The 26,950-nt window shown below is 61.7% G+C and carries 21 protein-coding genes; 8 read left to right on the top strand and 13 right to left on the bottom strand.

Annotated elements, in window-relative coordinates; translation table 11 throughout:
• Both VJR29_12435 and icd read right to left on the bottom strand, forming a co-directional pair.
• The coding region (locus VJR29_12435) for a malate dehydrogenase (GenBank protein HKY64214.1) at positions 1 to 140 on the bottom strand (140 nt) is incomplete at its 3' end.
• A gap of 132 nt (positions 141 to 272) precedes the next feature.
• Complete coding sequence (gene icd / locus VJR29_12430) at positions 273 to 1,523, bottom strand: NADP-dependent isocitrate dehydrogenase (protein ID HKY64213.1); 1,251 nt, start codon at positions 1,521 to 1,523, stop codon at positions 273 to 275.
• Positions 1,524 to 1,727: 204 nt separating this feature from the next.
• Here icd and VJR29_12425 point away from each other — a divergent pair, with 204 nt between their 5' ends.
• From VJR29_12425 to VJR29_12405, 5 genes are all read left to right on the top strand, one after another.
• Complete coding sequence (locus tag VJR29_12425; protein ID HKY64212.1) at positions 1,728 to 2,810, top strand: HD domain-containing protein; 1,083 nt, start codon at positions 1,728 to 1,730, stop codon at positions 2,808 to 2,810.
• A gap of 100 nt (positions 2,811 to 2,910) precedes the next feature.
• The gene (locus tag VJR29_12420; protein HKY64211.1) at positions 2,911 to 3,948 is read left to right on the top strand and encodes a radical SAM protein; all 1,038 of its coding nucleotides are present in this window, start codon (positions 2,911 to 2,913) and stop codon (positions 3,946 to 3,948) included.
• 160 nt (positions 3,949 to 4,108) lie between these two features.
• Entirely contained in the window at positions 4,109 to 4,495 is a 387-nt protein-coding gene (locus VJR29_12415; protein HKY64210.1) for a hypothetical protein, read from the top strand.
• Positions 4,496 to 4,559: 64 nt separating this feature from the next.
• Positions 4,560 to 5,603 (top strand): phosphotransferase, encoded by a 1,044-nt coding sequence (locus VJR29_12410; GenBank protein HKY64209.1) that lies wholly within the window; start codon positions 4,560 to 4,562, stop codon positions 5,601 to 5,603.
• A gap of 8 nt (positions 5,604 to 5,611) precedes the next feature.
• Positions 5,612 to 6,457, top strand: a complete 846-nt coding sequence (locus tag VJR29_12405; protein HKY64208.1) for an NDP-sugar synthase — start codon at positions 5,612 to 5,614, stop codon at positions 6,455 to 6,457.
• Positions 6,458 to 6,466: 9 nt separating this feature from the next.
• On the opposite strand, the gene VJR29_12400 is transcribed toward VJR29_12405, so the two are convergent.
• Positions 6,467 to 7,999, bottom strand: a complete 1,533-nt coding sequence (locus tag VJR29_12400) for a diguanylate cyclase (protein ID HKY64207.1) — start codon at positions 7,997 to 7,999, stop codon at positions 6,467 to 6,469.
• A gap of 49 nt (positions 8,000 to 8,048) precedes the next feature.
• Here VJR29_12400 and VJR29_12395 point away from each other — a divergent pair, with 49 nt between their 5' ends.
• Together VJR29_12395 and VJR29_12390 are read left to right on the top strand one after the other, a co-directional pair.
• The gene (locus VJR29_12395; GenBank protein ID HKY64206.1) at positions 8,049 to 8,786 is read left to right on the top strand and encodes a biotin--[acetyl-CoA-carboxylase] ligase; all 738 of its coding nucleotides are present in this window, start codon (positions 8,049 to 8,051) and stop codon (positions 8,784 to 8,786) included.
• Positions 8,787 to 8,899: 113 nt separating this feature from the next.
• Complete coding sequence (locus VJR29_12390; protein HKY64205.1) at positions 8,900 to 9,715, top strand: type III pantothenate kinase; 816 nt, start codon at positions 8,900 to 8,902, stop codon at positions 9,713 to 9,715.
• A 140-nt stretch (positions 9,716 to 9,855) separates the two neighbouring features.
• Here VJR29_12390 and ald read toward each other — a convergent pair whose 3' ends face one another.
• Together ald and VJR29_12380 are read right to left on the bottom strand one after the other, a co-directional pair.
• The gene (gene ald / locus VJR29_12385) at positions 9,856 to 10,953 is read right to left on the bottom strand and encodes an alanine dehydrogenase (GenBank protein ID HKY64204.1); all 1,098 of its coding nucleotides are present in this window, start codon (positions 10,951 to 10,953) and stop codon (positions 9,856 to 9,858) included.
• Between the two features lie 95 nt (positions 10,954 to 11,048).
• Positions 11,049 to 12,854 (bottom strand): hypothetical protein, encoded by a 1,806-nt coding sequence (locus VJR29_12380; GenBank protein ID HKY64203.1) that lies wholly within the window; start codon positions 12,852 to 12,854, stop codon positions 11,049 to 11,051.
• A gap of 106 nt (positions 12,855 to 12,960) precedes the next feature.
• Here VJR29_12380 and VJR29_12375 point away from each other — a divergent pair, with 106 nt between their 5' ends.
• The gene (locus VJR29_12375) at positions 12,961 to 13,839 is read left to right on the top strand and encodes a hypothetical protein (protein ID HKY64202.1); all 879 of its coding nucleotides are present in this window, start codon (positions 12,961 to 12,963) and stop codon (positions 13,837 to 13,839) included.
• Positions 13,840 to 13,851: 12 nt separating this feature from the next.
• Here the strand turns inward: VJR29_12375 and VJR29_12370 are convergent, their stop codons facing one another.
• From VJR29_12370 to VJR29_12335, 8 genes are all read right to left on the bottom strand, one after another.
• Positions 13,852 to 14,184: a hypothetical protein gene (locus tag VJR29_12370; protein ID HKY64201.1), complete on the bottom strand. Its 333-nt coding sequence runs from the start codon at positions 14,182 to 14,184 to the stop codon at positions 13,852 to 13,854.
• Positions 14,181 to 14,627 carry a PaaI family thioesterase gene (locus VJR29_12365; protein HKY64200.1) on the bottom strand — a complete coding sequence of 149 codons (447 nt, stop codon included), beginning with the start codon at positions 14,625 to 14,627 and terminating at the stop codon, positions 14,181 to 14,183. Before VJR29_12365 ends, VJR29_12370 begins: the two co-directional genes overlap by 4 nt.
• Positions 14,628 to 14,654: 27 nt before the next feature.
• Positions 14,655 to 16,379 (bottom strand): hypothetical protein, encoded by a 1,725-nt coding sequence (locus tag VJR29_12360; GenBank protein HKY64199.1) that lies wholly within the window; start codon positions 16,377 to 16,379, stop codon positions 14,655 to 14,657.
• A 229-nt stretch (positions 16,380 to 16,608) separates the two neighbouring features.
• Positions 16,609 to 17,505 carry a hypothetical protein gene (locus VJR29_12355; GenBank protein ID HKY64198.1) on the bottom strand — a complete coding sequence of 299 codons (897 nt, stop codon included), beginning with the start codon at positions 17,503 to 17,505 and terminating at the stop codon, positions 16,609 to 16,611.
• A gap of 170 nt (positions 17,506 to 17,675) precedes the next feature.
• Positions 17,676 to 20,969 (bottom strand): hypothetical protein, encoded by a 3,294-nt coding sequence (locus VJR29_12350; GenBank protein HKY64197.1) that lies wholly within the window; start codon positions 20,967 to 20,969, stop codon positions 17,676 to 17,678.
• Between the two features lie 32 nt (positions 20,970 to 21,001).
• Positions 21,002 to 22,222, bottom strand: coding sequence for a HEAT repeat domain-containing protein (locus VJR29_12345; protein ID HKY64196.1), 1,221 nt, complete (start codon positions 22,220 to 22,222; stop codon positions 21,002 to 21,004).
• Between the two features lie 198 nt (positions 22,223 to 22,420).
• Positions 22,421 to 22,888, bottom strand: coding sequence for an Hsp20/alpha crystallin family protein (locus tag VJR29_12340; protein ID HKY64195.1), 468 nt, complete (start codon positions 22,886 to 22,888; stop codon positions 22,421 to 22,423).
• A 24-nt stretch (positions 22,889 to 22,912) separates the two neighbouring features.
• Entirely contained in the window at positions 22,913 to 26,830 is a 3,918-nt protein-coding gene (locus VJR29_12335; protein ID HKY64194.1) for a hypothetical protein, read from the bottom strand.
• Positions 26,831 to 26,950 lie beyond the last annotated feature (120 nt).

Here is a 26,950-nt window from a genome sequence, read left to right as displayed (position 1 = left end):
AGGTCGAGGGCCTTGCCCTGGGGAACGCCTTCCATGATGTCGAGGAGGACGACGTCGCCCAGCTCTTTCAGCATCGCCCGCTGGGCGAGCTCGCCGCCGATGTTGCCGGCGCCGATCAATGCGATTTTTTTACGTGCCATTGCTTTCTTTCTCCCTCCCCTTTGTAAGGGGAGGGTCGGGGAGGGGTAGAGAGTCGGCTTAATGCAATCGCAGTGCACACCACCAACTCCCTACCTCCCCCTGCCCCCTCCTTACAAAGGAGGGGGAAACCGTTACATATTGTCAATAATCGCCTGTCCAAACTCGGAGCACTTCAGCTCCTTGGCCCCTTCCATCAGGCGGGCGAAATCGTAAGTGACCGTCTTTTGGGAGATCGTTTTCTCCAACGCCTGGTTGATGAGCTGGGCGGCTTCGTTCCAGCCCATGTATTCCAGCATCATCACGCCGGAGAGAATCACCGAGCCGGGGTTGACCTTGTCTTGGCCGGCGTACTTCGGCGCGGTGCCGTGGGTGGCCTCGAAGATGGCCCGGCCGCTGACGTAGTTGATGTTGCCGCCGGGGGCGATGCCGATGCCGCCGACTTGGGCCGCCAGGGCGTCGCTGATGTAGTCGCCGTTCAAGTTCAAGGTGGCGATGACGTCGAACTCCGAGGCCCGGGTCATGATCTGCTGAAGGAAGGCGTCGGCGATGGCGTCCTGGATCAGGATCTTGCCGGCCGGGACCTTGCCCTGACATTCCTCCCAAGAGACCACCTGATCGGCGAACTCCTCCTTGGCCAGCTCGTAGCCCCAGCCGCGGAAACCGCCCTCGGTGAACTTCATGATGTTGCCCTTGTGGACCAAGGTGATGCTGCGCCGCCGGTGCTCGATGGCGTATTGGATCGCGGCCCGGATCAGGCGCTTGCTGCCCTCTTCCGAGACCGGCTTGATGCCGATGGCGCTGGTTTCGGGGAAACGGATTTTCTTGATCCCCATCTCCTTTTGCAAAAACCCGATCACGTTTTGAACTTCCGGCGATTTGGCTTCCCACTCGATGCCGGCGTAGATGTCCTCGGTGTTCTCGCGGAAGATCACCATGTCGACCTTCTCCGGCGCCTTGACCGGCGAAGGGGTGCCCTTGAAGTAGCGGACCGGCCGAAGGCATACGTAGAGATCCAATTCCTGGCGCAGCGTCACGTTGAGCGAACGAAAGCCCTTGCCGACCGGCGTGGTCAGCGGGCCCTTGATCGCGACCAAGTACTCCTTGATGACGTCGAGGGTCTCTTGGGGCAAAAGGTTGGGCGGACAACGGTCGCCGTAGACCGCCTGAGCCTTTTCGCCGGCGTAAACCTCGGCCCATTGAATTTGGCGCTTGCCGCCGTAGCTCTTGGCGACCGCCGCATCGAAAACTTTTACCGCCGCCTTCCAGATGTCGGGACCGGTGCCGTCGCCCTCAATGAAAGGCACGATGGGCTTGGGGCCCACCTGTAATTTCCCGTTTTGGATGGTGATTTTATCGCCGCCGGAAGGAATCTGGACTTTCATAGGCCAATTCTATCTAAGTACTTAAAAAATAAGGGTTTTTCAAACGACGGCGTACACTATCGAATCGCCGAGGCGAGTGTCAAGCTTCACGCGCATTTTCTCTTGTCATTCCGAGAAGCGAAGCGACGAGGAATCCACCACGGAGCTTGTGCTGGCTATTAGCTCGGGATGACAATCGCCCGCAACTAAGCTAGCGTCCTCTCCATGACAAAGCTCTACATCCGCGATCTCGCCGAAGGCTCCAACGTCGACGGCGTTTTCCTGTGCAATCACAAGGCCCTCCTCTTCGGCAAGAACAACAAGGCTTATCTCAACATCAAGCTCCTCGACAAGACCGGCTACGTCGAGGCCCGGGGTTGGGACAAGGCCGAAGACCTCTCGCTTCGATTCGAGAAGAACGACTACGTCCGGATCAAAGGCAAATGCGTCTGGTATCAGGATCATCTCCAGCTCAATGTTTTCGAGATCGAGCGGGTCGATCCGGCCAAGGTCGATCCCGGCGATTTCCTGCCGGCCAGCAAGAAGAATATTCCCCAGATGTATGCCGAGCTGCTCGAGCTTTGCCGGCGCGAGATGAAGAACCCCTGGGTGAAGCAATTGATGCTCTCGATCCTGGAAGATCCCCGCTATGCACCGGCCTTTCAGCGGGTGCCGGCGGCCAAGACCAACCATCATGCCTGGGTCGGCGGTCTGCTCGAGCACATCCTCGGCCTCTGCAAGCTGGCCCGGGACGTGCTGAAGCATTATCCGATGATCGATCAGGATTTGGTCTTGGCCGGCCTCATCATGCACGACTTCGGCAAAGTCGAAGAGCTGGAGTCGGAACGCTCCTTTGAATACACCGACAAGGGCCGGCTGATCGGCCACCTCATCATCGGCGTTGAAATCTTGATCCGCAAAGCCGGCGAGATCCCGGACTTTCCCGAAAAGATCCTCCATCACATCGAGCATATCGTGCTCAGCCATCACGGCCGCCTGGAATACGGCTCGCCCAAGCGGCCCAAGACCTTGGAAGCTCTGGTGGTCCACCATCTCGACGACATGGACTCGAAGATCCAGGGCTTCCTCGACTTGGTCGCCCGCGAGGGCGAAAGCGAGAGCGATTGGACTTCCCACAATAACCGGCTTTTCGAGCGTCCGCTCTACAAGCGGACTCGCCGCGACATGGGCGGCGACGAGCCGTCGGTCTCGGCAGCCGATGCCAAGCCCGACGAGCGCAAGCCCCACTCCAAGGCGCCGCTCACCAGCTCGCTCGGCGAAGCATTGAAGATTTCTTTAAAAAAATAACGCTGTCATCCTTCGCTTCGCTCAGGATGACAAGGTGGACAGAACTTGACTTCGCCGTCTCAAAAGCTTAAGCCAGCCCATTAACACCTGCGAGGCCAATATGGCGGAACACGCCGAAAATCTCGAAGCTCCCGAGCGCAAAATCGAAGAAGTCAAGACCCCGACCGTGCGCGGCCAAAAGCGCAAGTTCTGGAAGGGCTACGTCCTCCCCAAAGTCGCCTTCTTCCTGCGCGGCTTTCCCGACAAGGCCGTGGTTTCGATCGACGTCACCAACAAGTGCAACATCCGCTGCAAGCATTGCTATTTCTTCGCCTATGAGCAGGATAAGGAGCTGAAGCCCGACGAATGGCTGGCCAAGCTCGAAGAGTTGAAGCGCGGCGGCTTCCCCTTCCGCAGCGCGACCTGGGTCGGCGGCGAGCCGCTGCTCCGCAAGGAATTGATCGAGACCGGCCGCAAATACTTCATGTTCAATATCGTGGTGACCAACGGCACCCACGGCCTGCCCGACTGGAAAGACGTCATGTTTCACATCTCGGTCGACGGCACCGAAGAGAAGCACGACGACATCCGGGGCAAGGGCGTCTATCAAAAGATCAAGAAGACCATCGCCGAGGCTCCCGACGGCCTCGACATCTCGCTGGCCTGCTGCCTCAACAAGCGCAACCTCGATTGCATGGAAGACCTGCTCGAGGAGTGGCATCCCCAGACCAAGGTCAAGCACATCCTCTTCGACTTCTTCACCCCGGTCAAAGGCGTGAAGCACGATCTTTTCATCCCCTTCGAGGAGCAGGATCAGATCATCGACCGAATCATCGAGCTCAAGCGGAGCAAATACGGCGACTTCATCGGCGCCAGCGAGCGAGTGCTCAATTTGATGCGGAAGAAAGAACGCCACAAGGCGATCGGCGACAACTGCATCTTCCTCCAAAAGGGCCATGCCTTCGATCCGCTCGGCAACAAGAAAGCCCAATGCATGATGGGAGCCGACGCCGACTGCGACCGCTGCGGCTGCATCGTCCCCTTCTATCTCAAGCAAAGGACCGAGCGAAAATACATCCTCCAGGAAGTTTGGGGCGACTTGAAAGAGCTCGTCACCCGCAAGCCCTCGACGGTTCACACCCCGACGCCGAAATCGTAGGGGCGACCCTTGCGGTCGCCCGGCAAGGGGATCCGTGCCTCGGGCGGGCGCTAGGCCCGCCCTACGAGTGACATCCATCGAGAATCAAGCTATCTTTAACCCAACTCCTCATCCCAAAGTCGAAGCTTCACCACGGGGGGACCGTTCGAAGGGAGAGCCTATGAAATCACTCATTTTTGCCCTTTCTCTGATCTTGCTTGGCAGCGCCCAGGTCCAGGCTCAGGTCTATGTCGGCGACAGCTACGACAGCAACTCGGCCCCGCCGACCGTTTATTACCGCAACGGCAAGCCCTACGTTCCAGGTTACGGAAACAATTCCAATACGCCCCGCGGCCAAGCCAACACCGTCGAGGTCGGCCGGCCCTACCCTTATTACTATGGCTATCCCGGCTACGGTTACGGCTATGGTCCTTATAATGACGGCAACACCGTCGTCGTGGGACAGCCCTATTATGGCGGCTACGGCTATGGCTACGGCCCCTACAACGACGGGAATACCGTCGTCGTCGGGCAACCCTACTATGGCTACGGCTATTTCGGTTACTGATCGGTTACAAATCGGCCGAGCGATTCGTTGACAGCTCCGGGAGCCGGGGATATGGCTGCCGGCAGTGGCGGACAACCTCGATTTATCCATCCAAAATCTATTGGGCGACCGGGGAAGGCTTAGCTCCAAGGAAAAGCTCTTCGGCGAGGCGTCTTATCGCGTTTACTACCGGGTGAAAACCGACTCCGGCCAAAGCTTCATCCTCATGCAGATGCCGCCGGGGAAGCAAAGCGTCTCCGAGGAGATCACCAATTACAAGGGGCCCAAGCTCGAGCCGCCCTTCCTCAACGTCGCCCGTTACCTCCAAAAAGTCGGGCTGCCCTCGCCCCAGGTTCTGGCCACCGACCTCGAAAGTGGCCTCATCCTCCTCCAGGATTTGGGCGACAAAACCCTGGAAAAGCTTCTGCCCAACTGCAATCCCGCGATGCGGGATTTTTTTTACAAGCAAGCCATCGACCTGATGGTCGAGCTGCAGAAGGCCGGCAGCGAGCGGCCCGATCCCGAGTGCCTCGCCTTCCAACGGAGCTTCGATCTCCCGCTGCTGCTCTGGGAGTTCGAGCACTTCATCGAGTACGGGATTGAGGATCGCTTCGCCAAGAAGCTGCCGCAAAAAGAGCGCAAGTGGCTGATGGAAGCCGGCCATCGTCTGGTCGAAGGCCTGGTTCGGCTGCCTTACGGGCTGACCCACCGCGACTTCCAGAGCCGTAACCTGATGCTCCACGAATACCGCTTTCACCTGATCGATTTTCAAGACGCCCTGCTCGGCCCGGCGGCCTACGACATGGTGGCTTTGCTGCGCGACTCCTATGTCCAGCTTCCGATGGAAGAGGTCGTGGGGCTGATCGATTATTATCTCGGCCAACGCCAGAAGGCCGGCTTGCCCGAGCTGAAGCGCGAGGACTTTCTGCGCCAGTTCCACCAAGTCACCCTGCAGCGCAAGTTGAAGGACGCCGGCCGCTTCCAATTCATCAAGACGGTGAAGGGCAACCCCAACTTCCTGCCCCACGTCCCGGCCTCCTTGGCCTACGTCAAAGAGGCCTTCGCCGCTCTGCCCGAATTCAACGGCCTCGCCGAAGCGCTGGCCAAACACGTCCCGGAGCTGCAATAGTCCGCTGAATGTCGTCGTTGCCGAAACAAGCCATCGTCCTCGCCGCCGGGCTAGGCACCCGGTTGCGGCCTTTGACCCTGCGAATTCCCAAACCGGCCCTGCCGGTCGGCGGCGCGCCGATCCTGCTCTACAATTTATTCCTCCTCAAGGAGGCCGGAGTCGACCGGATCACGCTCAATCTCCATCACCGGCCCGAAGTCATCCGACGCCTGCTCGACAAAGGCCGCCCTCTGGGCTTGAAGCTGGGCTACAGCTATGAGCCCAAGATTCTCGGCACCGCCGGCGGCATCGCCCAAGCCCTCGACGGATTGGACGGCTCGCCGACCTTCATCTTGAACGGCGACATCCTGATGGATCTGGATTTGAAAGCGATGGCAGCCGAGCATTTTCGGGTTGGAGCCCAGGCGACACTGGCTTGCGTCGGAAAGGAAAAAGCTCCGGTCACAAGCTTTGTCGAATACGACAAGCTCGGGCGGATTTGGCGAATCGCCGGGAATCCCGCCCGTATAGCAAAATCATCTCCCCCCTTTGAAAAAGGGGGGTCGGGGGGGATTTCTCCCAAGTCCGGTCCAAAGCTGACTTCCGCCATCTTCAGCGGCGCCCATCTACTCGATCCCAAGCTCTTCGCCGACTATCCCCGCGGCCGCTTCGGTTGCATCATCCGCCAAGTCTATCAGCCGGCCTTGGAGCGCGGCGAAAGGCTGCAGGCCTATTCTCACCGAGACGCCTGGTGGGACTTGGGAACCCTGGAAGAGCTGGCGCGGGTCGATGCCGCCCTCTGGCGGCGCGACTACCCACCGGCCGTCCTGCGGCTGTGGCAAGAGGTGCGTCGCTGGTCCCGGAATTTGCTTTGAGCGAGAGGCTTACTCCACCGCCCGCAAGGTGGGATTGGCTTCCTTGCGGTGCAGGACCACACAGTTCCTGCCTTCGGCCTTGGCTTGATAGAGCGCCATGTCGGCGTGATTGAGGATTTCTTCCGGCGAGTCTTTTTCGAACTCCAATTCGGCGGCGCCGATGCTGACCGTCACCTGCTGGCTCGGCGGCCGACCCTGCTTCAAATGGAGCTTCTCGACGATGTCTTTGAGCTTGAAGGCGACGATCCGGGCCTCCTCCACCGCGGTGTTGGGCAAGACCACCGAAAACTCTTCGCCGCCATAGCGGGCCACGGTGTCAACCTCGCGGAGATTGTCGGCCAGCGCCGCCGCCAAGTCGGAGAGGACATGATCGCCCTCGAGGTGGCCGAAGGTGTCGTTGAAGCGCTTGAAGTAATCGACGTCGATCATCAAGAGCGAGAGCGGCCGGCGGAAGCGCTTGGCCCGCTTGACCTCCATCTCCAGGATTTTTTGGAAATGGCGGCGGTTGTAGACCTTGGTCAGGTCGTCGATCAGCGTCATCTCCTTGGTCTTGGCGTAGAGCCGCGCGTTTTCCAAGGCGATCGCCACTTGGCCGGCCACCGTCGTGAGCAGCCGGATCTCGCCCTCGCTGAAGGCATCGATCTCTTGGCGCGAAAAATTGATCGCGCCGAGGATCAAGCCCTTGGCGACGATGGGCAAACAGAGAAAGGAGCCGTCCTCGACCTTGGCGCCCTTGTAATGCATGTAGGCCGGATCCTTCGAAGTGTCCGGGATGTAGATCGGCTGGCGGGATTTGGCCGCCCGGCCGCTGATCCCCTCGCCCAGATCGAAGGTCAGCTCCCGGACTTGATCGTTGCGCTTGAAGCCGCGGGCCGCCTTGACCTCCATCTTTTGGGTTTCCTCGTCGAGGAGGAGGATCGCGAAATCCTGGATGCCGATATTGCGGACGATGACGTCGCAAAGCAAATTGCAGAGCTCCTCGGGATCGATGCTGCCGGTCAGGGCTTGGGAAATATTGTAGAGCACCGAGAGCTCGTTCATCCGGTCTTCGAGCTTGCGGTTGGTCGAGGTGATGATCTCGGCTTTCTCCTCGAGCATCGCCTTGAACTTCAGCTCCTCTTGCATCGCGGTGATTTTTCGCTCGGTCTCGAGCTTCAAGCCCTCGAGGTCGTGGATCTTCCCGAGCATGGCGTTGAACTGGGTGGCCACCTGGCCGATCTCGTCCTCGGTGTCGACCCGGGCCTTGACCTTGAGGTCGCCGGACTCGGCTTGGCGGATCGCCGCCATCAGGCGGCTCAAGGGCCGGTGCAGAAAAAGATTGGTCGAAATCGCGATCATCAGGATCGAGAAGGCCGCGATCACCACCGCCAAGGCAAAGAGGACCTGGAGCATCGTGAACTTGCTGATCAGCGGCACCTGGACCATCGCGAGGACGCCGAGGAGGAGCATCACGACGACGAAAATCGAGGCCCCGGTCACGACGCCGATCTTTAAGCCCAGATTTTCTTTGAGATTTTCCCGCAAAGCGGCGAAAAACTTCATAATAAGGCTGAATGATAGGAAGATAGCCGCAGCGTGTCAAGATAGCGAAATGAAGCATTTCCACCATTTGGAACAAATCGGATCGACCCAGGAAACAGCCATGGCGGCCGGCCGGGAGGGGGCCCCCTCGGGCTCGCTTTGGCTGGCCGACAGCCAAAGCGCGGGCAAAGGCCGCTTGGGCCGGCATTGGGAATCCAAGCCCGGCCTGGGTCTTTATTTCTCCCTTTTGCTGCGGCCGGCGATGCGGGCGGCCATGGCGCCGCTGACAACCTTGGCGGTCGGCCTGGGGCTGGCCGAAGCCCTTCGCGGCCAGGGTCTGCAGGATCTGATCGTGAAGTGGCCCAACGACCTTTTGGTCGGCGGCCGCAAGCTCGGCGGCGTCCTGACCGAAATGGTCCACCGTGGCGAAGCCGTCGATTTTTTGGTGATCGGCGTCGGGATCAACGTGGCTCACGAGATGACGGATTTCAGCCCCGAGCTCCAAGGCAGCGCAACCTCGCTGCGCCAAGCCCAAGGCCGAAACTGGGATCGCTTCGAGCTGCTCGAAATTCTCCAACCTGCGATCGTGTCGGCCGTCGACCGGCTGCTCGACCAAGGTCCGGCCGAGCTCTGCCGGCTCTGGGAAGAGCGATCGGGGATGGCCGGAAGGACCGTGGCTTACGCCGGTGACAAGGGCCTGGCCCGGGCGGGCCGAGTCTTGGGCCTCGATCCCGAGGGCCGGCTGCGGGTCGGTCACGCCGACGGCAGCGTCGCGGAATTGATTGCCGAGGACACCACCCTACTGTAGAGGAATCGGCATGATGGGGCGTTTGCAGGGTTTTCGCCGTGAGCGCCGGAAAAATCGCAAGGCCCGGCTTTTGCCGGGCCGCGCAACAAATTCGCAGAATTTGTGGAGTGTCAATGCTACTCGCCATCGACGTCGGCAACACCAACATGGTCATCGGGGTCTTCGAGGGGAAATCCCCGAACACCCAAAAGACGGGCTTCAAGGGCAAAGCCCGGCGCCTGCTCCAGCATTGGCGGATGGAGACCAAGAAGGAGCGGACCTCCGACGAGTTCGGCATCTTCTTCAAGGAGCTCTTCCAGTTCGCCGGCTTGGCGATGGACGAGGTCGAAGCGGTCATCATCTCCAACGTCGTGCCCCAGCTCGAGTTCAACCTCGAGCGGATGTGCGAACGCTACTTCAAGCTCAAGCCGCGCTTCGTCAACTCCAAGCTGAAGCTGCCCTTCAAGATCGGCCTCAAGACGCCGCAGGAAATCGGCGCCGACCGGCTGGTCAACAATGCCGCGGCCATCCTCAAGTACGGCAGCCCCTTGATCGTCGTCGACTTCGGCACCGCCACCACCTTCGACTTCATCGACAAGTCCAAGGTCTATCGCGGCGGCTGCATCTGCCCGGGCATCGCGATCTCCAACGAGGCCCTCTTCCAACACGCTTCCAAGCTGCCGCGGGTCGAGATCCGCAAGCCCAAGAAGATCGTCGGCACCGACACCGTCGAGAGCATCCAGGCCGGAATTTTCTACGGCTACGTCGGAATGGTGGATGAGATCGTTCGCGGCGTCGAGAAAGAGCGGAAATTGAAATGCAAGGTCGTCGCGACCGGCGGCTTCATCGGCCTGATCTCGCAGGCCAGCAAGACGATCAAGCACTACGATCCGTTTTTGACGCTGGATGGACTTCGACTGCTCTACGAAACGAACTTCTTAAAACGGTAATACGATTGTGCTCGAAGGGGCGCCGCGGCTGGGAACGAACGGGTCCTGTCCGGGCTGCACCCCCACCGTCCTCGCTTCGCTCCGGGCGGCGGGGGCCCCCGCCCGGCCACCCGTTCGTTCCCAGAAGTAGCTTGGCCACACTACGAATAAATTTTCTTTAATTCGGGATGGACGATTTCGCCTTCCCAGAGATTCACGGCCGAGCTCAGCTCGGGATCGGTGAGGAGGCGGCGTTCGCTAATTTCGGCGACTTGTAGGACATAAGGCAGGATGACCTTCGACAGGGCTTGAGAGGCGGTGCGCGAGACCAGCGCCGGCATGTTCGGCACCGCGTAGTGCCAAACGCCGTGGGCTTGGTAGACCGGCCGGGAATGGGAGGTCGGGCGGGTCGTTTCCGAGGCGCCGCCTTGGTCGACGGCGACGTCGACCAGGACGCTGCCCGGCGGCATGCCTTGGACCATGGATCGCCGAATCACCCGCGGCGCCCGGGCGCCTGGAACGTAGACTGCCCCGACCGCCAAATCAGCCTGACTCAGGGCCTTGGCAATCCGAACCGGGGTAGCGCCTTGCAAAACCAGGTTGGAATGGAGCCTGGCCCAATCCCGGAGCGGCTCCGGCCGGGAGTCGAAGACCGTCACCCGGGCGCCCAAGCCGGCGGCGGTTTCGGCCGCGGCCCGGCCGACGTTGCCTCCGCCGATCACGACCACCGAGGCCGGCGCCGAGAAATCGGTCGGCGAAAGCAGGACGCCGCGCCCCCCGCGGTCGCTTTGCAAAAAATGAGCGCCGATCGTGACGCTGAGCCGGCCGGCGATCTCGCTCATCGGCTTGAGCAGGGGCGTCGCGCCGTTTCGCTCCAAGGTTTCGAAAGCCAAGGCCTGGACTCCGCTCTTTTGGAGAGCCCGGGCGAGCCGCGGCGCCGCCGCGAGATGCAGATAGCAGAAAAGCCGCAGGCCATGGCGAAAGTAGCGATGCTCGGCCGGCAGCGGCTCCTTCACCTTCACGATCAGCTCCGAGCTCCCCCACAGGCGGGCGGCCGAGGGGACCATGGTCGCACCGGCCGCGCGATAATCGGCATCCGAGTAGCCGGCTCCGACTCCGGCCCGGCTCTGCACCAGGACCCGGTGACCTCGGCGGCGCAGCTGGGCGACCGCCCTGGGAAGCAAGGCCACCCGGCTTTCGCGGTCTTTCACTTCCCTGGGAATGCCGATGATCATCGCTTCATCGTAAAGAAGGGCCATCGATCCGGCAAGTCTTCCCCCCTTTGAAAAAGGGGGGTTGGGGGGATTTGGCAGTCGTTGCAAAACCAGTGGGTTCGATTTCGGGGGAAATTGGCTCAACGGCCAGCTAAAGAAGCGCTGGTGAAGCGGCGAACCTCGGTTCCCCCGAGGTTGACGGTCCACTCGCCTTCCATCCCACTGCGTTGGACCCGAACCAGGCCGCTGGGCGTCACGTTGCCCAAGTCCCGGACGATGGCGCCGGCGAGATCGATTTCGGCGCCCAGATCCGCCCGGTAGGGCAGGAGCACCAGCCGGGTGCCCTCGGCGCCGCGATCGATAAAGGCGATCTGATCGTTGTCGCGATCGACCTTGAGGCTGTAGGGCGAGGTGTAAGCCGAAAGATCGAAGGCATAAACCAGGGTCCGCTCGACGTAGCGGCCGTTCTCGCGGCCCATGAAATCATCGACCAAATAAATCTTTTTTTCGGCCGCCGCCAGAACGGCGAAGACGCTGCGGGTGAGGTCCCAGTTGCGCTCCACGATCGCCACTTCCAGCGGGACCGGCGAGCGAAAAATTTCCTTCGGCCGGTTGCTGAAGATGAACTCCAAGCTGCTCGACCCGGTCAAGATCCGATAACCCTCGGCATAGCGGCCGGCCATCGCGAACTGACTCCCCCAAGTGTCGACCGAGACCACTCCCTGAAGACCCTGGTAGACCACCATGTCCTCCTCAAGCCCCATCGAGCTGACGCAGCTCGAGCCGAAATTGCCCCAAGAGACCTTGGAGATCAGATAAATCTTGGAATCGCTCTCCGGCAGCGCATTGCCGTTCAAGGTGACGTAGATGTCATCGCCCAAATCGTCGGCGCTGAGCGGCTCGCTAGGGAAGACGATTCGCTTGACGATCTGGCCCGGGACGGCATCCACGTTGACGACGTAGATCGAACGACGAATCCCGACCAGGATGTAATTGTGCGGCACCGCCGAAGCGTCGTGCTTCTTCACCGGTCGGATGAAGCGGATGTCGTCTTGGCCGCAGCCCGGAAAGGAAACCACTGTTTCCGGCGCATCCGAGCCCGCCGCCAGGCGCTTGACCTCACAACGGGTCGCAACACTGCGGTCGGCGCTTAACTCGGCGCCGGTGTCGGCGGGGGCGCCGCAGAAGGCGCCCTCGGGATTGCGCTCCGGGAGGAGCACCGCAGCCATGGCGACCTCTTCCCGAACCGAGAATTGCGGCTCTTGAGCCAAATTCGGTTGGGAAGCGAAAGTCGCCGCCGGCGATTCGAAGGCGGGAGCCTCGGGGGCCGGCGCGGCCTGAGCCTCCGAGAAAAACAAGGCGGTCCAGCGGAAGCCGATTTTCTTGGCGGGCGCCGGCCGGCTCGAAAACCAAATATTGCCGTCGGAGTCGACCGTCATGTTCTTCATCGTCCCGGTCGAGCCGCTGACCGAGCCGAGCTCCTCGGGAACCTTCAGGAGCAGTCGAGCGCCGCCCACTTGAATCTGGATGACCTCGTCCTTGCTCGCCTCGACGGTCGCGCTGAAGGCCCCGGTTCCATCGGCGTTGACGATGATGGAAAAACCGGCGGCGTGGGCGGTGCCCAAGAAAAGCGATTGAAGCTTGCTACCCCAAGAGGCGAAACCGGCCGGATGGACGCTGACCGTCACCCGGGAATAAGGCGGAACGGCGCCGGCCGAGCCGCGGCACTCGACGTTGGGACCGGCGATGTTTTCGCAGACGATGAGGTTCTTATTGATCGTGACCGGCGAAGGCAACGAAACCGGTCCGGCGGCGTAGTTGCCGCCGCCAACCGGACCGCCGACCGAGGCCGAACCGTCGAGCGGCCCGGCTCCGGGACCGGAACCGGCGCAAGCCAACAAGCTCAACAAAAGCAGGGATTGAAGAAGGATTTGCCGGACAGACATACACCGACGCGGTGTGCCCGGCCGCGTTTCGCTATTAAGTATTTATCGCTCGGGAGCGACCTGAAGTTGTGCTAAGAAAGACTGCCATGTCCTCTAGGAGAACTCCATGAAAATATTAATTATTTTGACCGCCTTGGCGAGCCTGGCCCTGCCCTTTTCCAGCCCGGCGGCCGAGACCGATCGGCTGGCCGCGGCGGCCCGGGCCATTTCGGTCTACCCGGCCGACATCCGGCAGGCGACCCAGACAACCCTGAGCCACCCTTCGACCCTGGTGCAAATCGGCCAAATTCTCGCCAAAAGCCGGGCCGACTTTCAGGCGATCAGCTCCAGACTGAACCCCGATCTCCAGAAAAAACTTTGGCAAGTCGTCCGTTACCCCCGCCTGCTCCGGAGCTTAACGGCCCTGGGGCCGAACGGCGACAACGCCTCTTTGATTTCGAACTATCCCAAGGAAACTCAGGCGGCCGCCAAGGAGTTGGCAAAAAGCCATTTCGATATCCTGAGCCAGAGCACCGAGATCCTTAAGCAAGCTCTCGGCCAAATGGCTTCGGCCATTCAAGGCCTGCCGGCGGCGACCCAGTCGGCCTTCCGAAGCGTCGCCGTTCACTCCGCCATATTCCAGGTATTGAACGAAGCGCTGGGGCTGTCGAAAACCGATCCCCAAAGCTTCAAGAAAAATCCCCAAGCCCTCACCCAAGAGGCGCAAAAATTGTCGGGGCTCATCGCCACCGCCGCACCGGCCACGCCGCCCAAGACGATTCAAGCCGTCGCCGGCGACGATCCCGAAGCCGTGGCCGCTCTGAGCAAGGCCAATCAAGAATTCAGGGCTAAAAACGACGAACAGCTGGATCAAGTGCCTTATTCCAAGGATGCGACCCAAGTGAATGTCGGCTATACGCCAAACTCGGCGCTTTACTCGCCCATCGGCTGGGCCTATCCCGTTTGGTTTGGCTGGCCGGCCTGGGATCCCTTCCCCTATTTTTAATCCAGCGGGAAATTATTTAGGACAAGCCTTGGTCGCGCCCGAAGCGCAGTCCTCTTGCCACGTCGTCGGCGAGGTCTGGCGTTTTTCGGCTCGGACACAATCGGGATCGGTGCTGCCATCGGGGCAATACTTTTGAGTGTTGGCCGGGCCCTGGTCGGTCCGCTGGCTCACGCCGCTTCCACCGACCGGATCGCCGACGGCCGGACCATCGTCTTGATGGATGTGGGTGGTGGGAACGCCGCCCTCGCTGGTGGTGGTGATCGTCTTGGTGAGCGGCTTGGCCCCAGCGGCGGCTGAAATAAAAACCAGGGCCGCGGCCAGCAGCGATGTCAGGATGCTTTTCATGGATTCTCCTCCTTTAAATTTTCAAGAACGGCCAGGGTCACGCTGGCCTTGGCGACCAAGGCCTCGCCCTCGCCGTCCCGGCAAAAAACTTCCGACTCGACAAAGCTGAGCCGAGCGCCGGCCTTAAGCACTTGGGCCCGGCAACGCAGAGCCCGGCCTTGGGCCGGTCGCAGCAAATTGACCTTGAACTCGACCGTCAAAACGTATTGCGAGGGCTTGAGCAAGGTCGTCGCGGCGCCGCCGGCGCTATGGTCGGCCATGGTGGCCAAAACACCGGCATGGACCAAGCGGTTCTGCTGCTTGTGGTAGTTTTGAATTTCGAGATGGGTTTCGCAATAGCCGGCGCCGACTTCACCCGGCTTGAGGCCCAAGTTCTGAATGAAGGCGGCCTTCTGGAAGAGTCGGTCGAGGCGTTGGCGCCATTCGGGGTCGAGAAACTCCATGGCCATTTCTAGCACGGCCGGGCGAAATTAAGGAGTCCTTTGATAGGCCGCCGGATTGCCCTTGTCGAAGGTCTCGATTTGAGTCCCCTGGGTGTTGACCAGCCAGGGGACCGCCTCGTCTTCGACTTCGGCATTGTCCGGCGCCGGCGGGGCCGGCGGCGGATCCACCGGCGCCGTGTAGACTCGGGCGGCGATGGGAGCTTGGGGGGCCGACTCCGGCGAAGGCGCCGACTCCGGCAAAGTCGAGGCCGGCGGCGCTTCTTGGAGGGCTTGATAGACTTCGTCGGAAATCCTCACCAAGGCGCTGGGCACGACATTGCCCAGCTCCTGGAACTTGGCGGCCGCCAAATCGAGCTGGACGCCGTCGGTGAAACGCAGGGGCACGACCGCCATCCGAGCTCCAGCCGGACCGTGATCGAGGAAGGCGATCCGCATCAGGTCTCGATCCACCGCCAAGCTGTAAGGCGCGACGTAAGCCGACAAATCAAAACTGTAAACCTGGGTCCGGCTAAAAGAGGAATCGTCGAGCGAATTCTCGTCCTCGATGATGTGGAGCTTTTTTTCCTCCGAGGAAAGCACGGCAAAGTAGGTCCGAACGATGCCTTTGTCGGAGAAACCGAAATTCCCGGTCACGACCGCCGCCTCCAGCCGATGGACCGAACGAAAGATCTCCTTGGGGCCGATCTTGAATTGATCGCCCGATGAAAGGGCGCCGGTCAGGACGCGGTAATCCCCGGTAAAGCGGCCGACCGAGACGAATTGACTGCCCCAGGTGTCGCTCGACACCACTTCCTGGATTCCCTGATAGACCGCTAGTTTCCCCGGCAAACTTTCGCCGAGGACGCAGGCCGGTTGAAAGCCTTCGCTGCCCGGCCCGCTGATGCGAAAAAGGCTCAAGGCGGCGGCTTCGGCGCCGCCGACCGTGACGTAAAGATGACCGCCCATCGGTGATCCGCCGAGCACCGGGGCCGGAAAGCGGATCCGCTGCGTCACCTTGGGCGGAACCGCTTCGAGGTCCACCACATAAACCGAATCCCGAACGCCGGCCAAAACCCAACGATCGTTGCCTTCCCAAGGTCGGATGAAACGAACGTCGGCCTGAGTGCAGCCCTCGAAAGAGGCGACGGTTTCAGGAGAGTCGGCTCCGGGCGGCAGCCGCTTGATCTCGCAGCGCGAGCTTGGCTCGCCGGCCGGCGCGACCGGCGGAACGGTGCCCGGGCAGCTGGCCGCGATCTCGGAGATCGAGCTCGAGGGCGAGGCGGTCTCGGCATGGGCTTCCGAAATGAAAAGCTTGGCCAGCGAAAAACGCGAGGCCGGCTTGGCCGGCGGCAGCACTCCCGAAAACCAGACGCTGCCCTTCGAGTCGACGGTCATGTTTTTCATGAGTCCCATGACGCCGCTCACGCTCTCGCCTTCTTGGGGGACGGTCAGGACCAGCCGCGAAGCCGCGCTGCGAATCTCGATGGCTTGGCCCGGGCCCGCGCCGACCGCGGCCTGAAAGAAGCCGTTGGCGTCGGCGCTGACGATGGCCGACAAGGGAGCGGCGTGGGCCACTCCGAGGAACAGGCCTTCGAAGAAATTTTTGGAGAAACCCGGCGCGTGAACGCTGAGCTGGACCTTGGCGTGGGGCGAAACCCGGCCCCGGCAACGGACGTCGGGCCCGGCGATGTTCTCGCAAACGATGAGATCTTTGTTAACGGTGACGGGAGTGGAGAGCGAAACCGGGCCGGCGGCGTAGTTTCCACCGCCCATTCCGCAAGACGCCAGAAAAGCAATGATCAATGAAGGAAGTAATGTGCCCCTCAAGGACATGCGATGACACGGTGTGCCCAACCGTGGCCCCTATTTCCTGTTCAAGCTTATCGTAAGGCCTCGCGCCGCAGTTGCTAAAGTCAAATTTTCGGCGACCCGCCCCCAAACTCAAGAAACCCCGCCTCGGGCCGAGGCGGGGTTTGGAGATCCTGCCGTTGCCGGCGAAATCCTAAGTCTGTTCCAGCGTGTAGACGAGGGTCGCGGGGATGTCCGTCGACACCGAGTCGTTGTCGAAATCCCGGCTGGAATCGTAAATATAAATCACCAAGACCCCGTCGATCAGGCTGAAAACGATGGTTTGGGGCTCGTCCTCGACGGTGAGGGTCAAATGAAAATTGTCGTCGAGCGTGTAGGAAGCCTCGAAGTTGTCCTCGCCGCCGCCTTCAAAAGTGTTGAAGACCTGCAAAACGCCTTCCTGGGTGAAGACGACACGCAGGGCCGCGCCGTTCTGCAGCAGGCTTTCGGCGAGGAAAAAATCTTCATTGCTGAAAGCCGTCCCCAGGACCGCGTTCCACTCGCCGGTCAAGTCGGCGCCGGTGATGGCCTGCTCGTATTTCTGCATTTCGAATTCGGTGATGCTGTAAGTCGCCGACTCGTCGCCCAAAATTAATGGGGCCCCGCTGCTTTGGCTGCCCTGGAAGGAAACCTCGCCTTCGGCCGATTCGCTCAAGGTTCCGGTGATGGTCCGGACATTGCCGTCGCCGTCGGCGAAGATGAGGCTCAGATTGTTGCCGTCCTGCTCCCAAGTCCCGGTGAAGGGCGAGGCGGCCGGCGGCTCGCTTGGCGTCTGACCGGCGCCGCTGAGGCTGCCGTCGGCGTTAAGCACGAAATAGATGCTGAGGCCGATCGCCGAGCCTTCGACGAAGTCGCCGGCGTCGGCGTCGTTGGTCGCCACGAAGCCGCTCACGAAATAGTCGCCGGCCGCCAAGACCGAAGGGCTGGGGGTCGGAGAGGGACTCGGATCGGGTTCGTTGCCGTTGCCGCTCCCGCAAGCCACTGAAATTGCCATCAATAGGGCCAGGGCCGCGAAGCGCCCTGCCTTAGCCAAAGCCGATGCAGCTGTCATTGGACTCTCCTTATTTTTGTTTGAACCGAGGTGGAGTGCCCCCGTACTCCCTTCGATAGCAAGGATGATGCCACAAAATTTTCCGAATTTTTAAAGGAAATTTTTAAAACGGCTCATTTCATTCTGAGAAGGAAAGGAAGCCCTGTCAAAGGAATGACGCTTGGCCGATTTTATTCAGCCAAAGGCGACTGGCCGTCGCGGATGAACTTGGCCTGGAAGCCGTTGCCGTCGACGTCGACGAAGATGGGGTTGGTGAAGGCGAAGGGACGAATGCCGCCGATCGCCACCGGGTTGTTGTCCAGGGTATCGAGGAAAGTGGCTTGCTCCACGGTCGGATCGGCCCCCTTCGTCACGTAGGGAAAGAGCGAGCGCACGCCATTGGAGCCCCGGACCACCACGACGATCCAAGTGTCCTCGCTGAAATTGAAGCTGCGCGAGAGCGTCGCCTTGCGGGCGCCGCCGCTGACGGTTTGATTGAGCGCGGCGTCGCCGCCGCCGCCGCGGGCGAACTGGAAGAGCGGCGTCATCATATACATCTGGGTGTGGTCGCGGCTGTTGGCGTGGTAATCCTTGGCCGAAAGATCGGTCAGCTCGGGCACCAACTTTCCTTCGGCGTCCTTGGCCGGAACCGGCACGGTGTTGGCGAAGATGTCGACCCGGTCCCAGTCGAAGAATTCATTGCTCTGGATCTCGAGCTCGAGGGTGACGTTGCCGCCGGCGATCGTGCCGCCGACGCTGACACCGCCGGGGTTCTCGGCCGAATGAACCTTGGCCTTGACGAAGATGCCGTTGCTTGCCACGCTGCGATGGGCGTTGACGTTGACCGCGATCTCCTCCTTGTCGATGGCTTGGTAGGAAGAGCCGACACCGTCGCGGGGATCGGTCGAAGACAGAACGTAGTTGCGGGGCGTTCCCATCGGCTCGCGGACTTGGGTGTGACTGTCGCTATTGGTGGTCGCGGTCGCGAGCAAGCCCAGGTTGAGCATGTTGAAGTAGACCGGCAGCGCGGTCTGCATCAAATGATCGAGGGTGTCGGGATAGGCGCCGATGGTCAGCTCCAGCGCGGTGAAATTCTTGGTGAAGAGCCCGCTGGTGCCCAAGGGAAAAGGCCCTTGGAAGCCGCCGCCCTCGTTGGTGTTGGCCGTCATCCGGAAATTGACCGGATCGGCATAGCTCGAAAGCGGCTCGACCTCGTCGAAGGCGGTGGTGGTCACTAGGCCGATGATCGAGAAATTGCCGGTGGCCTTATCGAGGATGTGGTTGATCGTGATGACCTGAGTGCCGGGATTGGCCTCGTCAACGCCTTGAACGATCTGATCCATGGTCTGGACCATGTCATGATCCGAAGTCGGCAGGTCGTCGTTGGACGCGACATAGGTGTAATCGTAAGCCCCGCCGGTCGTCGAGCTGGGATCGGGGGTCAAGGGGAAAACCCCAAAGTGGCCGAAGGCCAAGGCCGTGAGCTCGTCGCCGACCATTGAGGTCACCATCCCGGAATAACCGAGCTTCTCGATGACCGGACCGTAATCGGTGACGTAGTCGTGGTCCGAGGAAACCAAGATATCCATGCCTTCGGCCAGCGAAGCCCGGACCCGCGACTCCAAGCCCCAAGCCGAGTCGGCGCTCTTGATGCCGTGCAGGTGGAAGTCGGCCGCGACGTAGCCCGAGGTGTCGACGACCTTGCTCAGCTCGGCGTTGACGTCGACGTTGCCGCCGGCCGGAACGGTCACCCGCTGGTGAAAGACCGAGTATTCCGGCCCCCGGGTGACGTAGATCTCGTACTCACCGGGCTCCAAACGAAATTGGTTGCCGCCCATCACCCGGTGATGCCCGGCCGGTGCGAGATTGCCGGCGGGGTCGATGTAGAGCAGGTCGACGATGCCGTAAGGCCGCTCTTCCAAATTGACGTCGCCGTAGACACCGTTCACGCCCGAAGCCGGCAGCGGCATGGCATGAATCGGGCTGGGCTCGAAGCCGACGACCGTAACTCGGGCCGGGATCGGCGAGCCGCTATCGCTGGCGGTGACGGTGACGCTGCCGCTTTGGCCCAGCGTGCATTCGACGCCGGTGATCGTCTTGGCCGCGGTGTCGACGCTGCCGCCGCTGCACTTGCCGGCCTTGGGACCGCCGGCGAAGACGTAGCCTTCCTTGTAAACCTGAAGGGTGTAAGTCCCGCTGCCGAAAACCTTGTCCTTGACGTCGTTGCCGCTGGAGAGGTCGGCCGTGAAGCTGCCGTCGGCCGCCGACATCGCGACGGTGGCCGGGAGATGAGTCGCCGGACTCTCGTCGCCGGTGTCGAGCACCACGACCCGGGCCTTGGCCACCGGCTGGCCGTTGGAATCGACGACTCGCCCGCTCAGCCGCAGCTTGGCCACGCCCAGAGCGCTGTAACCGGCATCGATGACGCTGGCGACGTCGCCCTTCCCCACCGCGAAATAACGGGTGATGGTGCGGGTGCCGGGCTGAACTTCGAACTTGATCTTGGGCTCGCCGCCGCCGATCGGCAGGACATCCAAGAGAGCCTCGCCCAAGACCATCGGCGTGACGCCGGAGACGGTCAACGAGGTCGAGGTGTTGATCGTGCCGTCCTCCTTGAGGAACTGGACCGGATTGTAGAAGTAGCCGTAGCTCACGCCGACATCGTCCTGCATGCCCTGATAGATGAGGGCGGCGGCCGGCTCGACTTGCGGCGTCTTGACGAAGCCCTTCTTGGGCACGAAGGGCTCGAGGGTGCCGGAGCCGTTCACCCAGTCGCCGACCGGCATCTTCACCGGCACTTCGCCGTCGTTTTGGAAACGAGTCTCGATGATGACGTAATCGGCGTCGGGCTTGAGGCTGTATTCGGTCACGACGACCGGATTCAGGCCGCGCAGCTCGGGGACGTTCTTGAACGGGTTGTAGATGTCGTCGAAGCGGGTTGCGAAACCGAGGTCGACGCCGACCACGGTCTTGGCGAAGGGAACGATGATATTGGTCTGAATGTAGTCATAGACGTCGAGCACGCCGGTGGCCCGAACCACCACCGGGCCGCCGCCGAAGTCGGCGTTGACGATCTCGAGCCGCTGGTAGTTGACGGTCCAGGAAAGGTTGACCAGCGGGAAAATCGTGCCGAATTGATCCTGGCCCGGCTCGGCCTCGGGACGAAAACGGTCGGCGTCCAGGATGTTGCCGCCGAAGAGGCCCACGCCGGTGTTGCGAGTCGGCTTTTGCAAGATGACGCGGATCTTGTCGTTCTGGAGAAGGACGTCGCCGTTCTGGCCTTGGGCCAGCGGGCCGCCGATCAGGAACTTCTCGTCGTTGACGATGCCGGCGCCGCGAAAGCTGTCGGGCGTGCCGCTGACGTTGGGGCCGAAAACGCCGGGCTCGATGTTGAAGCCGCCCTCGGAGCCACCCCCGCAGGCCGCCAGCGAACAAAGCCCGGCCACTGCGAAAAACTTCAGCGATTTAGCGATTTTCCCGAACATACCGCCACGACTCCTGCACCAAACCCCTACCATTAATATATCGGCTTTGGCTCCGCTATGTTGTGGAAATGTGGGTTTTTGTTCCATCCGCCGTGGTGGTCCCGCTCATAGCGCTGGCTCATCAGGGCTTGGGCCCGAGGATCGGGGCTGTCCATGAGCATGAAAAATGCTGCGCCGCGTAATTTTTCCGAGGAACTGTCGAGCAAGGGCAAAATCCTGGGAACGGCTTCGGTGCTGCCCATTCGGCCCAAGGCGAGGATCGCCTCGGCTTGGATCGACTCCTCGGCTCCGCCGATCTGCCCGATCAGGAGCCGCTCGTAGGCCGGCGTCTTCTTCTCCGCCATTTTTTGGATGGCTTCACGCTTGGCTTCGAAAGCCGAGCTGCCGGCCAGGAGGTCGGAGAAGAAGGCGGCGGCTTCGGCGTCCCGCTTGGCGGCGATCAGCGATAGGGCCTGGGCTTGGCCCCGAGCGTCGGCGCCCCGGTAATCTTCGGCCAAGGCGGACACGGGACGGGGCTGGCCCTTCCGTTCCAAGGCCCGAATGGCTTCCCACTTCGCCGGCGAGCTGGGACCGGCGGCCAGCTTGAGCAGAGCTTGGCTCGAGGCGGCGTTGTTGGCCTTCTCCATAATTCCCACCGCCGCGGCGGCCAATGGAGCATCGGCGCCTTGAGCCAGCGCGGTCAGGCTCTGGGCTTCCTCGCCGGTGAGCGGCAGCGGCCCCCGCCGAGCCAAGAGCAGGACCGCTTCGCGCCGCATGGGATTGGCGGCATCGGAGAGGAGCTTCAAGAGGACGGCATTTCGCTCGGCCCCGGCGGCCGCCAAATAAGCCTGAGCCGTGGGAATCGCCGCCGCCGGCCAAACGCCGCGCTTGCCGCCGAAGCTCCGCCAAACGTAGCCCCGGGAGCGGAATTCGCGGTAAGCGGTGAAGTCGGGAACCGGCGCCAGCAGCACCAAAACCTCTTCCTTCCCGCCGAAGGCCGGTTTCTGCCCCGGAACCAGGACTTCCTCGGCGACCTTGAAGCGGTCGCCCGAAAATTCTCCACGGAGCGGCGAGATTTTCTTCAGCTCATGCAGGTAAAAGGGCCGGTTCGGCGCCGGCGCCTCGGTCGAAGCCCATTTGGCGGCGGCGACGATCGGCGCGCTTTCGAGAAGCAGAAAAAAATTGTCCGGATCGGCCGAAGCCAGGAAGGCCCGGGCCGGGCTTCCAAGGAAAGCCAGCAGGAGCGGGAGGAGAAGGCGGAGCGCGAGTTTCATGACTTCATTCTATCACGTCGATGCTAAATCTCCCCCCTTTGAAAAAGGGGGGCAAGGGGGGATTTGAAAGCCCTTGCAAAACTAATGGGGTTCGGTTTTTTTCAAAGGGGGAAATCATCGGGGACGTCGATAGCACAGCAAAAAAAAGCGGGGCAAACTCCCGGTTGCCCCGCTCCGTCGGATGACGCATCGGAAAAATCAGCTATTTTGCACTTCGACCTGGATCTCTTTGGGCTTGGCCTCCGGTTTCTTCGGGATGACCAGCTCAAGGATGCCGTCCTTCATCGTCGCCCGGATCTTCTCGGTGTCGACGGTGTTGGGCAGGGTGAAAGAGCGCAGAAAGCTGCCGTAGTTCCGCTCCACCCGGTAGAAGTTATCCTTCTTCTCCTCATTCTCGAATTTGCGCTCGCCGCGCAGGGTGAGCACGCCTTCGCGAACGTTGATCTTGACGTCTTCCTTTTTCAGGCCCGGAAGCTCGGCGTGGAGCCGGAGGGCCTCATTGTCCTCGTAGACGTCGACCGCCGGGGCCCATTCGGCCGCGGCTTCGTCCTCTTCGGGGGTGGCTCGGCTCAAGCCCCAGAACAATCGGTTGACCTCCTCGGGCAGGTTCCAAATGTCGGATAAAGGGCTGCGGTTTCGATGGCGGTATAATTGCAATCGAGTCATAAAATCCTCCTCATTTGATAAAGCCTAGTTTTTTTTCGGCTGTTTTTGAGATGAGTCCAAGGCCGGCGATGTCAAGAGGGGAACTTCCGCCTCCAGCTCCAAGATTTCCCGGAAGCGTCCGGGAAATGGTTGAAAACGGTAGAGCTTTTCGCGGCGCCAAAGCCCAACTTTATCGAAGAAAACCTCGCGGGCCTCGGGTCCCAGATGGCTGGAGGCACCCAGCAAAGAACGGAACAATACCGAGATCGTCGTGAGCATCCGGCGGGCCCCCTCGGGATCGGGATTGGATTTGAGCCGGGTCACGACATCCAGATAATATATTTGCAGCGCGCTCCACAATTCGACTCGGAACGATGCCGCTTCCTCGGCCTTGAGCTCCCGGCTCTGGGAGTAAATTCGGGCCAGGCCCGGGCCGCCCCGGATGGAATCCCAATGCGGGATTCCGCGAAGCTGCTCCAGATTTTTCCGTAAGTCCGCCAGCAAATCCGAATCGCCGGGCCGCTTTTCGAAAATTCCGTCGCGAGCGGCTTGGGAATGGATCGTCCTGGAATAGTTAAAAGCCAGCATCTGCTGGAAGGCTCCCGGCAGCCGCATGAGTTGGTCGGCCAAATCGCCGATCCGCAGGACGAATTCGGAGCGGACCTCCGGATGAACCGAGGGGACCAAGCTTTCGGTGACGTGAAGCAAAGGAAGGATCCGAGACCAATCCTTGGACTGGATCGCCTCGGGCATAAGGGCCAAATATTTTTCAGCCAGCTCTTGAGCTTCGGCGGAGCTAAGCCGTGCGATCAACTTGGAAATGTCTTTGGTGAGGCTTAGCTGGTAGCTTTTCTTGGCCTGGGGGCGCAGGAAGATTTGAATTTTCGCATCGACGGCTTCTTGGGGGCTGGGGACCGGCTTGGCCTTGGACTCCGGTTTGGCGACCGGGGCGGGGGCCATCGGCTTGATGGGCGCCGCCGGAACGGCCGGCGCGAGCTTTTCGGCAGCGGGCCCTTGGACCGGAACCGGCATCGGGCTGGGTGGCGGAGGCAGCGAAGGCAAAGCCGGCGCGGCCTCGATCAAGCTCGCAACGCCGAATTGAGCTTCAAGCTCGGCCAGGACCTTCTTGGCCATCGGGTTTTGCCGGGCCGAGTCGCGGAAAGCTTCGCCGATTTTCTCGCGCAGCCGCACCAAATCAAGGCCGCCGAAGTCCTCGGCCTTGATCCCCGGCTCCCAAGTCATCTCGAAAAGATCCTTCAGCTCCCACAGGGCGGCGTCGTGAGCCCGGCCCAGCCGGCCCATCTCTTCGACCGCCTGGAGCTCGCCGTAGAGCGCATCGGCGGCCAGGCCTCGAATCGAGGCTTCGGCCTTAGCCGAGTCGAGGATGGCCGATTTGGCGCCTTCGCTCCAACGGAGATGATTCGGCGGCGGCGAATCCAAGACCTCGAGCCGGGTCCATTCCGGCCGCCAGCGTTCCTTGCCGCCCTTCGGAACCTGGATTTCGAAATCGAAGCGATAGCCGGCCGGGTCGCCGAGCAAGATCCGGAATTGGCCGGAGCGAATTCGGCTGGTGGAAACTTCCAGCGCTCGCGCAGAGTCGGCCGGCTCGCCGAAGCGCCGAAGCCCGGCCTGCTTGATCTCGAGCTGGCCGCTGCGATTGCTGGTTTGACCGAGCAGCTCCAGCAGATCGCCGTTGGAAAGGTAGATTTGGTAGCGCAGCTGAATTCCGGATTCGCCGCGAAGCGAGCTGTGGGAAATCACCTCGGCGTGCTCGACCTTGACCCGCTCGAGCTTCGGCGGCTGGGAGGAAAAGTGCTCGGTGATGTCATTTTCCCCTTGCGGTTGATTGGGAGCCAGCTCCAAGCGGGCCAAGGCTCCGCTGCGGTCTTGGATGCTCTGGAGGTCGAGCAAGAGGCTCTTGGAACCGAACCGGACTCGGAAGCGTGCCGAAAAGCCCGCCACCTTTTCGACTTCGAGATAAGCCTGCTTGCCGTTGGGGCTGCGCCATTGGCCCCTCCCCTCCTCCAAGAGGCTCAGGTTTCCTTGGGCATCGGCCCGGATCTTCCAAGTCGCCTGGTCGAGATTGGGCAAGATCAGGCGAACTTGAAAATCCCGGCTGCCGCCGCTGGGGCTGCCGGCGAGGGTGAAAAGGCGGAGCGCCGAATCGAGATTGGAAACCGCCACGACTTGGCTGGAGGTGATTTTCCCTCGCGAGGAGGAAGCCTTGGCCGGGGGCGGCGGCGCTTCTTCGGGCAAAGCGGCCGGAAGAGGCGAATCGATCTTCAATCGTGGATCGAGGGCTTCGAAGTTTTCCCAAACCCGCTCACCGCGTGTCGCCTGCTCGAAAGCCTTCAGCCAGCCTAGGGCCAGCGGCGGAGTCAGTTCGGCGCCGAGCTGGGCCATCTCCAAGCTACGCTCCATCAAGTCGATGAGCCGGTCTTGCCAGAGCTCGCGGCCGGCTAAATCCCCATAAGCCCGATGGAAGTTTTCGGCCATTTGCCGCCAGGCCGGCATCCGTTGAGCGAAGAAATCCAAGGTGCGAAACACCAGGGCGTGTCCGGTGTCGCCGCTTTTTGGCGGCAGTCCCGGCTTCTCAATGGGCGCAGCCGGTTTGGCCGTGAAGCTGAGCTTGCCGTCCCGCGCGAGCCGCACGATCCGATTGTGATACTCCCATTCGGTCAGCTTGAGCGCCTGGACTTCGGCCAACTGGGTGAAAGCGTCCCAAGCCAATTCGGGGTTGCCTTGCTCCGGCCCGAAGCGGGTCAAGATATCGGCGAGGTTGGAGAGCTGGCGAGCCCGGCCGGCGCCGGTCCAGCGGCGGTCTTGGCGAATGTCCACCGCCATTTTTTCCGCCAGGTCGGCGATGGGACCCCAGCCGGCGCCGGCATTCTTCACCGCCCGCAGAGCTCGGCGAACCCGGATTTCGCTCGAGCTCACTTGAACCAAGGAGCCGGCCGGCGGCGCCGGCCGATCGCCGGAATGTCCATCCTCCCCGCTCATCATCATCGGGCTCGGCGCGAAGCCGGCCGGCGCCGGCTTTTCCGGAAAAAACCGAGGCCGATTGAGCGTCGCGGCTCGGTCTTGGATTCGAAAGTCGAGCTCGGCCGAACGCCGCGCGTGGCCCGGCCCCAGGAGCCTCTTCCCGAGCTGGGAACCCAGGCCGAGACTCAGCATCGAGGACAAAATGTCAGTCGCCGCGGTCTCGCCCCCGCGGGCTTGGCGCAGGCCGAGCTTTTCCTCGATCCGGTGGGCCGACCACAGGCCGGCGAACATCGCGGCTTGGCCCGTGGCGAAACGCAGGCCCGGCGCCACGGCTGGGCCCAAGGCGCGGCTCAAGCCCGATTGAGCCAAAGCTCCGCCGCTTTTGAGCAGGCCCAAGGTGATGGCGGCGCTGGAAAATTCCTGTCCCCAGGAAGCGGCTGGAGCCGCGCCGCCCAAGCCATGCAAGAAGCGCGAGGAGAGCGCGAAAGCCGGCACTTCGGAGAAATAGCCCAGCGAGGCGGCGCTGAGCCGGCCCGGCGCGCCCCGCATCCACCACAAGGGGCGGGAAGCCGCCGCGAAGCGCCCCAAGGCCGCGCCTTTGGCCAAGCTGTAGACCGAGCTGCCGGCCATCATCGGCAGGATCATCTTGTAATCGAAGGCATCGCGAGCCAGCCGGCTCAGATGAAATTCAACTCGGGCGCCGACCGCTCCCCGGCCCTCAACCGCATCGAGCCGAGCCTGGGCCTTGGCGCGAAGTCTCTCCGGCGCCTTGGCGACAGCCATGCCGTAGAGCGAGACCGCGGCCTCGAGCTTGTCGCGGCTTTCGAGCCGGCTCGCGAGGCGAAGCAAGCCGTCCCAGAAAAGCTCGGCATCGCGCTCGGCCTGGAGCGAATTCAGCTCCCGCCGCTCGGCCGGCGAGAGCGCAGGTAAATCTTGCGGCAAAACGGCGCCGTGCGCGGCGCCGCCTCGTATCGATTCCATGAAAAGCAACCTGAATTGTCACGGGGAATAGGTCGAAATAAGAACGGCCCAGACACATCCGTGCCCGAGCCGTTCAAGCTTATCGAAATCGAGGTCGCAAGGTTGCGAAATCTTTAGCTC

This window comes from bacterium (assembly GCA_035281585.1).
GTDB lineage: Bacteria > UBA10199 > UBA10199 > DSSB01 > DSSB01 > DATEDP01.
This window is presented reverse-complemented; position numbering and strand designations above follow the sequence as displayed.

Coding starts and splice junctions, on each gene's coding strand:
- icd (HKY64213.1), bottom strand. CDS start 1,523: ATGAAAGTCCAGATTCCTTCCGGCGGCGATAAAATCACCATCCAAAAC.
- VJR29_12425 (HKY64212.1), top strand. CDS start 1,728: ATGACAAAGCTCTACATCCGCGATCTCGCCGAAGGCTCCAACGTCGAC.
- VJR29_12420 (HKY64211.1), top strand. CDS start 2,911: ATGGCGGAACACGCCGAAAATCTCGAAGCTCCCGAGCGCAAAATCGAA.
- VJR29_12415 (HKY64210.1), top strand. CDS start 4,109: ATGAAATCACTCATTTTTGCCCTTTCTCTGATCTTGCTTGGCAGCGCC.
- VJR29_12405 (HKY64208.1), top strand. CDS start 5,612: ATGTCGTCGTTGCCGAAACAAGCCATCGTCCTCGCCGCCGGGCTAGGC.
- VJR29_12400 (HKY64207.1), bottom strand. CDS start 7,999: ATGAAGTTTTTCGCCGCTTTGCGGGAAAATCTCAAAGAAAATCTGGGC.
- VJR29_12395 (HKY64206.1), top strand. CDS start 8,049: ATGAAGCATTTCCACCATTTGGAACAAATCGGATCGACCCAGGAAACA.
- VJR29_12390 (HKY64205.1), top strand. CDS start 8,900: ATGCTACTCGCCATCGACGTCGGCAACACCAACATGGTCATCGGGGTC.
- ald (HKY64204.1), bottom strand. CDS start 10,953: ATGGCCCTTCTTTACGATGAAGCGATGATCATCGGCATTCCCAGGGAA.
- VJR29_12380 (HKY64203.1), bottom strand. CDS start 12,854: ATGTCTGTCCGGCAAATCCTTCTTCAATCCCTGCTTTTGTTGAGCTTG.
- VJR29_12375 (HKY64202.1), top strand. CDS start 12,961: ATGAAAATATTAATTATTTTGACCGCCTTGGCGAGCCTGGCCCTGCCC.
- VJR29_12370 (HKY64201.1), bottom strand. CDS start 14,184: ATGAAAAGCATCCTGACATCGCTGCTGGCCGCGGCCCTGGTTTTTATT.
- VJR29_12365 (HKY64200.1), bottom strand. CDS start 14,627: ATGGAGTTTCTCGACCCCGAATGGCGCCAACGCCTCGACCGACTCTTC.
- VJR29_12360 (HKY64199.1), bottom strand. CDS start 16,379: ATGGGCGGTGGAAACTACGCCGCCGGCCCGGTTTCGCTCTCCACTCCC.
- VJR29_12355 (HKY64198.1), bottom strand. CDS start 17,505: ATGACAGCTGCATCGGCTTTGGCTAAGGCAGGGCGCTTCGCGGCCCTG.
- VJR29_12350 (HKY64197.1), bottom strand. CDS start 20,969: ATGTTCGGGAAAATCGCTAAATCGCTGAAGTTTTTCGCAGTGGCCGGG.
- VJR29_12345 (HKY64196.1), bottom strand. CDS start 22,222: ATGAAACTCGCGCTCCGCCTTCTCCTCCCGCTCCTGCTGGCTTTCCTT.
- VJR29_12340 (HKY64195.1), bottom strand. CDS start 22,888: ATGACTCGATTGCAATTATACCGCCATCGAAACCGCAGCCCTTTATCC.
- VJR29_12335 (HKY64194.1), bottom strand. CDS start 26,830: ATGGAATCGATACGAGGCGGCGCCGCGCACGGCGCCGTTTTGCCGCAA.